Origin of the sequence: Parazoarcus communis SWub3 = DSM 12120 (assembly GCF_003226565.1) — a bacterium.
In the GTDB taxonomy this organism is placed as follows: Bacteria; Pseudomonadota; Gammaproteobacteria; order Burkholderiales; family Rhodocyclaceae; genus Parazoarcus; species Parazoarcus communis.
Genome location: NZ_QKOE01000007.1, coordinates 23,986 through 36,969 on the forward strand (window position 1 = coordinate 23,986; position 12,984 = coordinate 36,969).

The following is a 12,984-nucleotide window of genomic DNA, read 5'->3' on the forward strand; positions in this document are numbered from 1 at the left end:
ATTTTGAAGCGCTGACCGCCCATGTCAATCCCTGGTTTGTCGGAGTGGCTGGACACGCCTGCGGGGCGCTACCTGATCGAGTGGGAGCAGGCCCGGCTCGATAGCGTGCTGGCCGATGTCTTTGGCTATAACGCGGTGCAGCTTGGCCTGCCCGAGTATGCCTTGTTGCGCGCCAATCGCATGCCCTACCGCTTTCAGTGTGCGGATCGCGGCGCGGCGGCGGTGCTGGCGCTGGATGACGCCTTGCCGTTTGCCAGTGCCAGCCTGGATCTGGTGGTGCTGCCCCATGTGCTGGAATTTGCCCGGCGCCCGCACCAGGTACTGCGTGAGGTCGAACGGGTGCTGGTGCCGGAGGGGAGTGTGGTGATTGCCGGACTCAATCCTTTCAGCCTGTGGGGGCTGCGCCGTCTGGCTGCACGCAAGACGGGTGCGGTGCCGTGGCGCGGGCAGTATCTCTCCGCGCCACGGGTGCGCGACTGGCTGACGCTGCTGGGGTTCGAGACGCCAGGCGCCCAGTTCGGTTGCTATGCGCCGGCGACGTCCACTGAAAAATGGCTGGAGCGCTGGCGCTTCATGGACCGCGCCGGTCCGCGCTGGTGGCCGGTGTGCGGAGCGGTCTATGTGATGCACGGCATCAAGCGGGTACAGGGGGCGCGTCTGATCATGCCCAACTGGCGGGAAAAGCGGGCGACCGCCAAACGATTGTCTGCCGTAACCCAGCGTGACATTCACGCGGGGAAGGCGAGGAACTCACAATAGCAATGATGGAAGAAGTCGATATTTATACCGATGGTGCCTGCAGCGGCAACCCGGGGCCGGGGGGCTGGGGCGCAATCCTGCGTAGCGGTACCTATGAGAAGGAGATCTGGGGGGGGGATCCGCAGACGACCAACAACCGCATGGAGATGATGGCGGTGATCCGCGCGTTGGGCATGCTCAAGCGTCCGGTGCAGGTCCGTGTGCATACCGACAGCCAGTATGTGCAGAAGGGCATTTCCGAATGGATACATGGCTGGAAGGCACGGGGCTGGAAGACCGCCTCGAAAGAGCCGGTTAAGAACGCCGACTTGTGGCGTGCCCTGGACGAGGCCGCCTCGAAACATCAGGTGAAGTGGCTGTGGGTCAAGGGCCATGCCGGTCACCCCGAGAACGAGCGTGCCGACGAGCTGGCGCGTCGTGGGACGGAAGCGTCGCGCAAGGCCGGCACGGTGGTTGAGGGCTGAAGGGGCACTTAAGATGAGACAGATCGTACTGGATACGGAAACCACGGGCCTGGACTGGCGTAATGGTGATCGTGTGATCGAAATCGGTTGCGTCGAGTTGCTTAATCGCAATCTGACCGGCCGCCATTTTCATGTGTTCATCAACCCCGGTCGTGGCATCGATGCCGAGGCGGTGGCGGTGCATGGCATCACTGAGGAGTTTCTGGCCGACAAGCCTCGTTTTGACGGTATCGTCGGCGATTTCGAGAATTTTGTGCGTGATGCGGAACTGGTCATTCACAACGCCAGCTTTGACGTGGGCTTTCTCGACAACGAGTTGAAGCTGCTGGGCCGGCCCACGCTCGATGTGCTGTGCGCTGGGGTGGTTGATACCCTGAAGATGGCCAAGGAGCAGAATCCGGGCAAGAAGGCTTCGCTCGATGCCCTGTGCGACCGCTACGAGATCGACAATGGCCACCGCACGCTGCACGGCGCTTTGCTGGATGCCGAGTTGCTGGCCGAAGTTTATCTGGCGATGACGCGCGGTCAGGAAAGTCTGATCATGACGCTGGAGGAAGAACCACCGTCGGTGACAGGGGATCTGTCGGGTGGTGCTTTCGAACGCAAGCCGCTATTGGTGCTGCGCGCATCCGAAACTGAACTTGAGGCTCACGACAAAGTGCTGGCTGAGATCTCGAAGGCAAACAAGGGCTTGTGCATGTGGTTGCCACCTGAGCCGGCAGCTGCCTGAGCCCACAGGCAGTGATGAGGCAAAAGCCCGGCAGCAGGACTGTCGGGCTTTTGCCTCATTTTTTGCAGCAGATTGCGTTCAGACGTGACCGCGGGTGCGGGTGGTCTTGTGGCTGGCGCGCAGTTTTTCCAGTCCGCGCAGGATGTCCCGACGTGAGATCTGCCCGATCAGGCGTTCTCCCTCCACCACCGGCAGGCAGCGGAACGAGCGATTGACGAAGGTCTCGATGGCGTCGATCAGGCTGCCATCTCCTTTGACCGAGACGACATCGCGGCTCATGTAGTCCTTGACCAGGCCTGCCCGTTGTTCGAAGTAGGAGGCGTTGAGCGCGACCTTGAGGCAGTCCTTTTCGGACAGGAAGCCGATCAGGCGTCCGTCGTGATCGGTAACCGGTGCGCCACTCAGCCCGTGCTCCAGCAGTGCGTGGATGGCGTGCAGCACTTCATCTTCGGGGCTGAAGGTAAGGTGGTCGCCCACCATGTAATCCTTGACGAGCATCGATTGAAGCATGAGTCCTCCCTGGACGAATTCAGGATTGTTGTTCGGCCTGCGCCTTCATTTTAGCGAGTCGTTTCGGGCAGGGTTTTTCACAGCCGCCTTCGCATTCCAGGCCGACGGCCCCCAGGCCGCCGCAACTGCCGCCGATCGGCTTGCGGCCGAACATCACGCCGATTGCCATGGCTGCAATGACGACGCCGACAACGATCAGGGTAAGAAGAAAGGTGCTCATTTCAGTTCCAGTGTCCGCTTGTGGTGCGGGGTAGACAATACCTTGTACCGACTTGTTCTTGAATAGCGCGCGTTGCCTGGCTGCGTTTTACAGGATCAGGCTGCCACCCGGTAGCGATCCGGCTTGCTCCAGGCGAGTGACGGTAGGCAGCAGGTCGAGGCCGGTGGTTGTTCTCAGTGCCAGAGCCCGCTCCCGCAGTTCGGCAATGCTGCGTTCGACCGGTTCGCCTGCGGCGCCAAAGGCCACGACGTTGCCGCTGTCGCAGGACGGAAAGGCGATGGCACGGTCGTCGAAGGCGGCAAAGATGCGCTCCACACTGGCTTTATAGCCTTTCGAGCGGCCAAACAGATTGACCGCCATCAGGCCTTGATCGGAAAGGCGGCTGCGCACGGCCTGATAGAAGGCGGCCGTGTCGAGAGCGCCTGCACGTGCATTGCGGTCGTAGCCGTCGACCAGGATGTAGTCGAAGCGGGCTTCTTTTTCGACGATATAGGCGGCACCGTCGCCGATGCGGATGGACAGCCGGGCGTCTTCTGGCGGCAGGCGGAAGAACTGGCGCGCGGCGGCCACTACGCCGGGAGCGATTTCCACGACCTGTAGCCGGCTTTGCGGACAGTTGTGGTAAATGAACTTGGTCAGCGAGGCCGCACCCAGGCCGATCAGCAATACCCGCTTGGGCCAGTGTGCGCCGTCGTCGGCCAGACCATCGCGTAACAGCAGACCCGCCATCATCTCGCGGGTATAGGCCAGCTCAAGAGCATTGGGCTTGCGGATGCGCATTGCGCCCTGTACCCATTCAGAGCCGAAGTGCAGGTAGCGCACGCCGGCTTCTTCGGAAATGTCGATCGGGGTGCTCATGAGCTCATCCGCTTAAGGGCATAGAGTTGTTCCAGCGCTTCACGCGGACTCAGGTTGTCGGGGTCGATGTCGGCAAGCGCGGTCAGTACCGGATGCGACAGGGGGGCCACGTCGGGTTCGGGCAGCGAAGCGAACAGGTCGGGTTGGCTGTTGCTGCCGATCTCGCGGTTTTCCAGAGCACGCAGGCGGCGTTTGGCCTCGCGGATCACGGGGGCCGGAATGCCGGCGAGGGCGGCCACTTCGATCCCGTAGCTCTGGCTGGCCGGGCCTTCTTCCAGGGCGTGCAGGAAAACGATGCGATGGGCGTGCTCGACCGCGTCGAGGTGCACGTTGGCACACTCCGGGTACTCGACGTTGAGCCGGGTCAGTTCGAAGTAGTGGGTGGCGAAGAGCGTCAGGCTGCGGTTCTTTTCGATCAGGTGGCGGGCAATGGAGAACGCCAGCGCGAGGCCGTCGAAGGTGGAGGTGCCGCGGCCGATCTCGTCCATCAGCACCAGGCTGTGTTCGGTGGCACCGTGCAGGATGGCCGAGGCTTCGGTCATCTCGACCATGAAGGTGGAGCGCCCGGAGGCCAGGTCGTCCGAGGCGCCGATGCGGGTGAAGATGGCATCGAGCGGGCCGAGCGTGGCCGATTGTGCGGGCACGAAGCTGCCGATGTGGGCCAGCAGGCAGATCAGCGCGACCTGGCGCATGAAGGTGGATTTACCGCCCATGTTCGGGCCGGTGATCATCAGCATCCTGCGGGTGGGTGCCAGTCGGGCGTCGTTCTGGATGAAGTCCTCGACCTGGCGCTCGACCACTGGGTGGCGCCCACCGACAATGTCGATGCCGACCTGACTTGAGAATGTGGGGGCGACATAACCATGCCGCAGTGCCGCTTCGGCGAAGGCGGCAAGGCCGTCGAGCGTGGCCAGCGCGCGGGCGATGGACTGCAGCGGCGGAATGTGGACGGCGAGCGTATCGAGGATGTCCTCGTACAGGGCTTTCTCTCGCGCCAGCGCGCGCTCCTGGGCGGAAAGCGCCTTGTCCTCGAAGGTCTTCAGCTCGGGCGTGATGTAGCGTTCGGCGTTCTTGAGGGTCTGGCGGCGGCGATAGTCGTCAGGCACCTTTTCGGCATTGGCCCGGCTGACCTCGATGTAGAAGCCATGCACCTTGTTGAACTCGACCTTCAGGCCCGGAATGCCGCTGCGCTCGCGCTCGCGGACTTCCAGCGCCATCAGGAATTCGCCGCAGTTGTTCTGGATGTTGCGCAGTTCGTCGAGTTCGGCGTCGTAGCCGGCTGCGATGACGCCGCCGTCGCGCACCATGGCGGCGGGCTCGGGGGCGATGGCGCGGGTCAGCAGGGTGCAGGCTTCCGGTGAGATCGACAGACCGTTTGCGATGGCCTGCAGCAACTCGCTTTGTGCCGGGGCCAGTTGCGTGGCCAGTTCCGGCAGCCGGGCCAGGCTCTCGCGCAGGGCCGAGAGGTCGCGTGGGCGGGCGCTGCGCAGCGCGATGCGGGCGGTGATGCGGTCTACGTCGGCCACGCCGCGCAGGGCAGCGCGTATCGTACCGGCCAGGCGCCCGTCGCCTTCGCCGACCAGTTCGGCCACGGCACGCTGGCGGGCGGCTGGTATGGCGCGGTCGCGCAGCGGATGATGCAGGGCGTGACGCAGCCAGCGCGACCCCATGCTGGTGACGCAGGTGTCCAGCAGCGACAGCAGGGTGGGCGAGGCTTCGCCGCGCAGGGTTTCAGTTAGTTCCAGGTTGCGCCGGGTGGCTGCATCCAGACGCAGGTACTCGGATTCGCGCTCGACGGTCAGGCCGGTGATGTGGCTCAAGCTCTGGCGTTGGGTGCTGCGGGCGTATTCGTACAGCGCGGCGGCGGCGCCGAGCGCGACCGGCTGCCCCTCGACCCCGAAACCGGCCAGATCGCGGGTGGCGAAGTGCTGGGTGAGCAGGCGGATGCCGGTTTCGCTGTCGAACTGCCATTCGGCCAGCTTGCGCAGTGCGGGTGCCAGCTGTTCGAGCAGCGGCAACGCCAGACCGTCCGGTATCAGGACTTCAGCCGGGCGCAGACGCTCGAACTGTGCCTGCAGCGACTCGGACGGGCATTCCATCAGCCGCAGGTCGCCATTGGCCAGATTGAGCCAGGCCAGCCCGAGCACGCCGCGGTGCAGGTTGGCGGCCAGCAGCAGGGCATCGCGGCGGTCGTCCAGCAAGGCGGCATCGGTGAGCGTACCGGGGGTGACGATGCGCGCCACCGCCCGCTCCATCGGGCCCTTGGTGGCGCCCGGTTCGCCAACCTGTTCGGCGATGACGACCGATTCACCCAGCTTGACCAGACGGGTCAGGTACTGCTCGACCGCATGGAAGGGCACGCCCGCCATCTTGATCGGCTGCCCGGCGGATTGGCCGCGGGTGGTCAAGGTGATGTCGAGCAGGCGTGCGGCCTTCTCGGCGTCTTCGAAGAACAGTTCGTAGAAATCCCCCATGCGATAGAACAGCAAGGTGTCCGGGTGCTGCGCTTTCAGGCGCAGGTATTGGACCATCATCGGTGTATGGCCGGGGAATTCGTCCGCCGAGGCGTTGGGGTCTTGCCGGGATGTCAAGGCTGCAGGTGTCCGGGTCAGGGGCGCAGGTGCGCGCGGGGCAAACGTCGGATTTTACCGTATCGCGGGCGGAGACTTCGAGTGATTGCTGTGCGCTGCCGAGGAAGGTAGTGTGAGATGCCACCGAGATTACGCGAGTGCTGGAATGAGTTTGGTGACGCGTCGATGCAGTAGATTCAGGGGGTAGCAGAGGCCAGTGCTAGCCGTGGAGCGTCATTTTTAGGTGAATGCTTCGCAGAACGTGTTCAGTATGGCTTCTAGGTTGAGGGATGGATGTTCAAGGTAACTGGCAAGTCGGGCAATTGCAGGGGTTGCACATTGCGCGGGGTGGGCGTCGATCCAGTATGGGTCGTCAAGCAAAAGGGTGGCATCGTCGAGGCTGGCGGGTGATAGCACGCTAGCCAGCGTGCGTGGTGATGCCCCGCTAAATCCAATGACCATGCGTTCCTTAGAGTGAATTCTACCGAGCAGAATCTGCAATTCACAATCGGTGTCGCGCAGCACGGCCGAAATGAGGTACAGCCAGAAGCCTGCGACGCTGCAGCGCGTGCGGGTCGAGGCTGGGACTGGCAGGCATAGCCCGCGTTCGATCCGGCATTGGCGCCTGCCTGACAAAGGGCTCAGCAGCAGGCCGATAGAGAGGATCTGTCGCCGGGTGGCCGCGATACTGGAGCCCGTATCGGCGCTCAACTGTGCCAATGTGGTAATGCGCGCAAAGCGTAGTAGCGGACTATTGCGCAGTGCGAGGTCGATGGCTGCGGCGCAATCAATACGGGTCAGTGCATTGAGCGAGCAGTCTCCGTTGTCGGTACCAAGAGCCGTTTCGATGCTGCTGCGGAACATGCCCCAAAGTCCACTGAAGCCGATGGGGCCATAGCGAAAGCCAAGCTGATCGCTCCGGGTGATCGCTGTCGCTGCAATCAGCGGAAAGCGCTGTCCGGAGGCGTCGCGACTGGGCCTGATATGGCCGATCACGGAGTGGGGAGCGTGCGCACTGACGAATGCGAAGTCCAAGCCTGCCGTGCTGTCATAGATCAGCTTCCAGCGTGGGTTCGCGCCCAATGCATTCATACTCTCCGAGGCCCACCTGTCGAGCTGCATGATCAGACTGGATTGTGATCCGCCGCGGACGAAGTCGTTGCGAGAGGGCAGTTTACCGAAATAGTTTGCACCAGTGTGGGGCGCCGGCGTCATGGTTCTTTTGCGGGGTTAGGACAGGTAGAAACGGTGGTGGAGTTTGTTTGTGGTGTGGGCTCGCCGATGGCAATCTGTCTGGGCGGGATAACGATGCGAACGTCTGGGGTGCGGTCCAAGTGCCTGTTTCTGGTTGCGATGCGGGCTGTACGAATCGGCGGATTCAAATGGTATTTCAGGTGGTGACGCAGGTGCTTTAGGGTAACCCCGTTGTGAGGTCTTGAGGTGACAGGAGGGGAGAACAGCAGCCAAGCAGCGAATGCGAAGGCTAGGAGGTAGATGATCAGGAATACATGCATATGTGGCGCGTAGCAGTGGAGAAAAAGCTATGGCATGAGAAGGTGTATAGTATAAAGAGATATTAAAGGACATTGGAATGATCTTTTTGGCATATTTCGGGGTAGGGTAAAGACTGCACTTCAGTTGCGCAGTCTGCGTTACCCATTTTGGCGCTCAATCTTGCGCTGGGCGGCCCTGAGGCTTCCGGTGTGCTGGCTGAATTTGATGGCAGCGTAGGCGGGGCGTACGGTGCAGACTGCCGGGTGTCGGCAGTGGTGACAACGATTGTGCTCAGGGCTTGCGTCGAGCCCTCATGGCTAGTGGTGCATCGCGGACCGTATCTCAGGTACGGAGGGGCTGCCTGCTATGCCAATGGCCAGGTGGGCGTGGCGCCCAGCGACGAGGAGTCTGGTCGCAGATTGACCGTGCGGAGGCCATTGACGCGCCGTAATGCTACGCGGATCGGACGAGGCATAATTTCAGGGTGGGGCGTCGGCACCTTGGCTCAAGTGGTTAAGCTTCCAACGCCGACATGCTGGTGTGGGCGTGTCAGGTCCTGTTGTGCTGGAGCGTGACGGTCAGCGTGATGTTGTGCGCAGCGTGGCCGGTTTGAAGCTTGCGATTGGGCGTAGTGCGCACGCGCCTCTCCGATCCGGGTGCTCAGGTATTCTCGACCGCTGGCAGGAGAACGATGGGAGGGTAGTCCCCGTAACCGTCGGGCCAGGGGGTGAGTACTTCGAAACCAGTATCGGTGACGGCTACCATGTGTTCCCACTGCGCGGATAGCGACCTGTCTTTGGTGACCACCGTCCAGCCGTCGGGCAGGTGTTTGGTGTCTGCCTTGCCGGCATTGATCATGGGTTCGATGGTGAACACCATGCCGGTCTCGAGCCTCAGACCTTGCCCTGGCTGTCCGTAGTGCAGTACTTGTGGTTCATCGTGGTAGATCTGACCGATGCCGTGTCCACAATATTCGCGTACGACGCTGAAGCCCTCGCGATGCGCCACCGTCTGGATGGCGTGACCAACGTCGCCCAGCGTCGCACCGGGGCGTACCTGACGTATGCCCGCGCACATTGCCTCATAGGTGGTCCGTACCAGCCGCCGCGCCAGGATGCCCGGTTCGCCCACAAAGTACATCCGGCTGGTATCGCCAAACCAGCCGTCCTTGATCAAGGCGACATCGATATTGACGATGTCGCCGTTCTTGAGCTTCTTGTCGGACGGAATGCCGTGGCAGATGACGTGGTTGACCGAGGCGCAGATGGTCTTGGGGTAACCGTGATAGCCAATGTTGGCCGGCGTGGCCTTCAAGACATTGACAATGTAGTCGTGACACAGACGGTCGAGCTGATCCGTGGTGACACCGGGGCGCACGTGCTCGGCAATCATGCGCAGTACGTCGGCTGCGAGCATGCCGGCGCGGCGGGCCATGTCGATCTCGGTGGCGGTCTTGATCGACACGTGTGTGTTCTTGCTCATGCCGCCCCCTGTATGTTGTCCTGCGTGTTCAGATCAGCCTGGCTGTCTCGTTCGGCCTGAATCAACAGTTTGCAGATCTCACCGTAGCACAGCGCTGGATTCAGCTCCGCAAGCATGCCGACACGCAACCAGTGTTCGGCTTGTGCGTTGATGGAGCGACTGAGGGCGGCACTGGTCAGGCGCAGGTTTTCATGGATGTGTTCTGATATTTTGACGATACCCACGGTTTTCTCGGTATATGTTTTGTAGTCGTTTCGTATACTACCAGTTCCGCGCGGAAAACTCAGCGCAAAAAGACGACGTGAAGTGCGCACATGGCGACCGGATGCGTTTCCGGATCTACGGGCTGACAGGCGTGGAGTGAGGAGAAGGGCGTGGGGCCCGAGGCTGATCGGGCATGGCTGAAGCCGAAGCAGGCCATTTGATCGAGGTTCGATCTTGTGCGACGCGATGCGTGTTGTTGAGTGGACTGCTGCTTGCGGTCAGATTATGTTGCGTGGATGCTCGATGATCTGTTGATACACAAAGCTCTTGATCTGTACCCGCGCGTCTGGTGAGGGCTCGCGGAACCCGACGCCGAAACTGAGTTCTGGGTCAGGGTTTTCGCCTTCAGCTGCGGGGTGGGCCGATAGCACTTCAGCCATCACCTTGAGACTCATGTCGGTTTCGTGCAGCGTCAGTATGAAGCGCATTTCGAGTTGATCGCCTCGCCGGGCCAGCATGCCACGGGTGCAAAGCAATGCTCCCGTGGCGCTGATGTTGGCAATGCGCCCCGTCGCTACGGGGGTTTCGGGCTGGCTGACGTTACGCACCTCTACCGCGATGTCGGTCTTGACGCGTGCGGACTGCCGAATGACGCTGCCCTGGATGACGGTTGGGAAGGAAAGATGGACGTAGTCGAGCGGTAGGCGGCAGATACGTAGCGCAGTGCAACGGAAGGCGAATGCATTCTGCCGCGAGAAGGCGCGCACGATGATGTCGTCGCCCTCTACCAGTTCGACCCGCTTGCCGGAAATCACCGGGGTGCTGACGATCAGGCTGAGGCCGTCGACATAGCCGATCAGCCGGACCAGGGCGCGGCGCTCCTGCAGGATGCGTCGGCACTCGACCTGCAGGCGGTCGCCGATCGAAAGCTGCATCTCGCCAAAGGTATAGGTCTTGCGTTCAGGTGGGGCGTTGGTCGCGTTGGCTGGGCTGGTTGTGTCGCTACTGGTCTGGTCGGTGGGCGGCATGCAAGGCAGTCGTGCGCGAAAGGTGAGGGCAGGATACGGATTTTTACATATTTGGCAATGACAAATCCGCAACGCATTCTACGAGCTGCGGTGCCGCGGACGCCTTGATCCAGCACAAGCCATCGACTGCTGGTGCGAAATGCAGCGGTGGCGGTCGGGTTCGCGCATCACCATCACGATGGCGTCTGTCGTTCAGTCCTCTCTTGTTTCGGGGGCTGGAAAGTCGTTTTGGATCCAGGCGCTTGCCGTTGCAGATGTGAGCTTGAAATCGGGCCGCACACGAACTTGCGCGACGAGGCTACCCTCGTCGTTGATCGCCGAGAGCGTGGCAAAGGGGGCGTCTTCATCTGGGGTGATGTCCAGCTTGATGTCCCATTGTTGATCGTTGACGAAAACCGTCAGCTGTTTGTGAAGTGCAGCATGCGCTTGCTGGGCGTGGCGCTGGAGGACCTCACTTGCGGTCTTGATCAAGGTGTTGAAGGCGGTCTGGTCAAGGGGCTTGGGGTTCTTCTTGTCACGGCCCATGGTCCACGGGCCCACCAGCGCCGGTTCCGCCTCGCCGTCCTTGAACATGGCGACGGCCCAGCCGTCGTCGTCTTCGTTCTTGATGACACGGGCCATCCAGCCGTTGTCATGCCAGAGGCGGTCTTCACGGATGGCTGTTGATTCTGTAAGGTCGTCGGTATCCATGTAGGAAGTGGTCATGGGCTGTGGTGGGTAAGAAGCGGTTTTGCGTGAAAGTGGGGGCGTCGTGTGCCCGTCTGCTGGTGGTGCGTGGTGGAGCACGGCAGCAGGGGCGACAACATCCGGAAATAGATTCAACTGATCCATGACTTGATGCGAGCGAAGGTAAAGCCGATCGGGTGATGGTGTCTTGTCTGTAGTACTTGGAGCTGATGGCTGTTATTTTATACAGTTTTCGGCCTGCAGCAACAGGGTTCGGTCTCGGGTGTTGATTCACCAAGGGTGTGGGCGAGAACTCAAAAGCAGAGAGGATGTTAATGGTGCAGCTGGCTTCAGGAACGCAGTTTGGTGCGCATTGGGTGCGAGTGCTGGCGTTGGTGCTTGGATTGTGGACGCTGGTGGGGACGACTCAGGCAGCAGCGTTGAAGATCGGTCTGGCGGCTGAGGTCACGACGGTCGACCCGCATTTTTTCAATACCGGACCCAATAATGCGTTTCTGCATCATGTGTTCGACAGTCTGGTTGACGTGGATGCGGACGGCCGCTTGATATCCGGGCTGGCGGAATCCTGGGTGGCGGTCGATGCGACGACCTGGGAGTTCCGCTTGCGCAAGGGGGTGAAGTTTCACGATGGCAGCGAGCTGAGTGCTGAGGATGTGCTGTTCTCGCTGGCGCGACCGGCGCAGCTCACCAACAGCCCGGGCTCCTACACTAGCTATACCAAACCCATCGTCGCCAGTCAGGCGGTGGACCGCTATACCGTGCGCCTGCGTACGGCAACGCCTTATGGTCCGCTGCCACTCGATCTCAGTTCGATCTTCATCGTGTCGAAGAAGGCGGTAGAGAAGACCGGGACCGAGCAGTTCAATGCGGGGCCGGCGGCGATTGGAACGGGGCCGTTCAGGCTGGTGGCGTTTCACAAGGGCGAGCGCATCGAGTTGGCACGCCATGAGGCCTACTGGGGTGTCCGGCCTGAGTGGGATACCGTGCATTTCCGTGTGCTGGCCAGCGATGCGCCGCGGCTGTCGGCCTTGCTGGCGGGTGATGTGGATCTGATCGAGGCCGTGCCGACGGCCGATCTGGCGCGGCTCAAGACCAATCCGCGCGTCTCGGTCACCACTCGTACCACCTGGCGCACGCTGTTCTGGCATCTGGACCAGTTTCGCGACCGCTCGCCTTACGTAACCGATCTGGCCGGCAAGCCGCTGGACCGCAACCCGCTGAAGGATGTGAGGGTGCGCCGGGCGATTTCGAAGGCGATCAATCGCCAGGCCCTGGTCGAGCGCTCGCTCGAGGGGCGGGCGGTGGCGGCGTCCAACATCAACGCCCCCGGCATTTTTGGTTACAACAGCGAGATTGCGGTGGAGGCCTACGACCCGGCCGGGGCAAAGAAGCTGCTGGCAGAGGCCGGCTATCCGGAGGGTTTCGGGCTGACCCTGCATGGCCCCAACAACCGCTACATCAACGACGCCCAGGTGGTGCAGACGGTGGCGCAGTTGCTTAACCGGGTGGGTATCCGGGCGAAGGTCGAGACCTTGCCGCTGTCGGTCTACTTCGGCAAGGCACGGGCAAGCGAGTACAGCATGGCCTTGCTTGGCTGGGGCTCGCTGGCGAGCGACTTTACCCTGCGTTCCATCGTGGGGACGCCCGATGCCGATCGGGGGTGGGGAACCTGGAACTGGGGGCGCTACAGCAACCCGGCAGTGGATGCCCTGGTGCAATCCGCGCTCGAGTCGGTGTCACCCGAACAGCGCGAGGATTTTGCCCGCCAGGCGGCCAAGCTGGCGCTGGACGATGTGGCGGTCATCCCGTCCCACCACCAGTTGGCGAGCTGGGGCTTGCGCAAGGGCTTGAAGTACGACGGCCGGGTGGATGAGTTCACCTATGCGCACGAGGTGCGCAGCGTGAAATGAGGGGCCTGAATCGATGTGAACGTGTCCCGGTGGCATAAAAAAAGGCGCAGGGGGCTTGGGGGCATATC

13 protein-coding genes are annotated in these 12,984 nt (G+C 61.9%); 4 read left to right on the plus strand and 9 right to left on the minus strand.

Annotation, left to right across the window (positions count from 1 at the left end):
- Positions 1 to 21: 21 nt before the first annotated feature.
- The 3 genes from DNK49_RS11495 to dnaQ are packed head-to-tail and all read left to right on the plus strand — an operon-like array spanning position 22 to position 1,953.
- Complete coding sequence (locus tag DNK49_RS11495) at positions 22 to 759, plus strand: class I SAM-dependent methyltransferase (RefSeq protein ID WP_110524663.1); 738 nt, start codon at positions 22 to 24, stop codon at positions 757 to 759.
- Between the two features lie 5 nt (positions 760 to 764).
- Complete coding sequence (gene rnhA, locus DNK49_RS11500; RefSeq protein WP_110524976.1) at positions 765 to 1,223, plus strand: ribonuclease HI; 459 nt, start codon at positions 765 to 767, stop codon at positions 1,221 to 1,223.
- Positions 1,224 to 1,236: 13 nt separating this feature from the next.
- Positions 1,237 to 1,953, plus strand: a complete 717-nt coding sequence (dnaQ, locus tag DNK49_RS11505) for a DNA polymerase III subunit epsilon (RefSeq protein WP_110524664.1) — start codon at positions 1,237 to 1,239, stop codon at positions 1,951 to 1,953.
- Between the two features lie 78 nt (positions 1,954 to 2,031).
- On the opposite strand, the gene DNK49_RS11510 is transcribed toward dnaQ, so the two are convergent.
- The 9 genes from DNK49_RS11510 to DNK49_RS11550 all read right to left on the minus strand — a co-directional run bounded on the left by DNK49_RS11510 (position 2,032) and on the right by DNK49_RS11550 (position 11,150).
- Positions 2,032 to 2,463 carry a CBS domain-containing protein gene (locus DNK49_RS11510; RefSeq protein WP_110524666.1) on the minus strand — a complete coding sequence of 144 codons (432 nt, stop codon included), beginning with the start codon at positions 2,461 to 2,463 and terminating at the stop codon, positions 2,032 to 2,034.
- A gap of 19 nt (positions 2,464 to 2,482) precedes the next feature.
- Positions 2,483 to 2,683: a (Na+)-NQR maturation NqrM gene (nqrM, locus tag DNK49_RS11515; protein WP_110524668.1), complete on the minus strand. Its 201-nt coding sequence runs from the start codon at positions 2,681 to 2,683 to the stop codon at positions 2,483 to 2,485.
- 87 nt (positions 2,684 to 2,770) lie between these two features.
- Positions 2,771 to 3,541: a fused MFS/spermidine synthase gene (locus DNK49_RS11520; protein WP_110524670.1), complete on the minus strand. Its 771-nt coding sequence runs from the start codon at positions 3,539 to 3,541 to the stop codon at positions 2,771 to 2,773.
- A complete protein-coding gene (gene mutS, locus DNK49_RS11525) occupies positions 3,538 to 6,072 on the minus strand; it encodes a DNA mismatch repair protein MutS (RefSeq protein ID WP_424445132.1) in 2,535 nt (844 codons plus the stop codon). The genes DNK49_RS11520 and mutS overlap by 4 nt, the downstream gene beginning before the upstream one ends.
- Before the next feature lie 279 nt (positions 6,073 to 6,351).
- The gene (tagF, locus tag DNK49_RS11530; protein ID WP_110524673.1) at positions 6,352 to 7,326 is read right to left on the minus strand and encodes a type VI secretion system-associated protein TagF; all 975 of its coding nucleotides are present in this window, start codon (positions 7,324 to 7,326) and stop codon (positions 6,352 to 6,354) included.
- Positions 7,327 to 8,265: 939 nt separating this feature from the next.
- On the minus strand, positions 8,266 to 9,087 hold the full coding sequence (gene map / locus DNK49_RS11535) for a type I methionyl aminopeptidase (protein ID WP_110524675.1): 822 nt from the start codon (positions 9,085 to 9,087) through the stop codon (positions 8,266 to 8,268).
- Positions 9,084 to 9,311, minus strand: coding sequence for a ParD-like family protein (locus DNK49_RS11540; RefSeq protein ID WP_110524678.1), 228 nt, complete (start codon positions 9,309 to 9,311; stop codon positions 9,084 to 9,086). The genes map and DNK49_RS11540 overlap by 4 nt, the downstream gene beginning before the upstream one ends.
- 258 nt (positions 9,312 to 9,569) lie before the next feature.
- Entirely contained in the window at positions 9,570 to 10,319 is a 750-nt protein-coding gene (locus DNK49_RS11545) for a flagellar brake protein (RefSeq protein WP_110524680.1), read from the minus strand.
- Between the two features lie 192 nt (positions 10,320 to 10,511).
- Positions 10,512 to 11,150 (minus strand): hypothetical protein, encoded by a 639-nt coding sequence (locus tag DNK49_RS11550; RefSeq protein ID WP_243632331.1) that lies wholly within the window; start codon positions 11,148 to 11,150, stop codon positions 10,512 to 10,514.
- Between the two features lie 164 nt (positions 11,151 to 11,314).
- Here DNK49_RS11550 and DNK49_RS11555 point away from each other — a divergent pair, with 164 nt between their 5' ends.
- Positions 11,315 to 12,916, plus strand: a complete 1,602-nt coding sequence (locus DNK49_RS11555; RefSeq protein WP_243632332.1) for an ABC transporter substrate-binding protein — start codon at positions 11,315 to 11,317, stop codon at positions 12,914 to 12,916.
- Positions 12,917 to 12,984 lie beyond the last annotated feature (68 nt).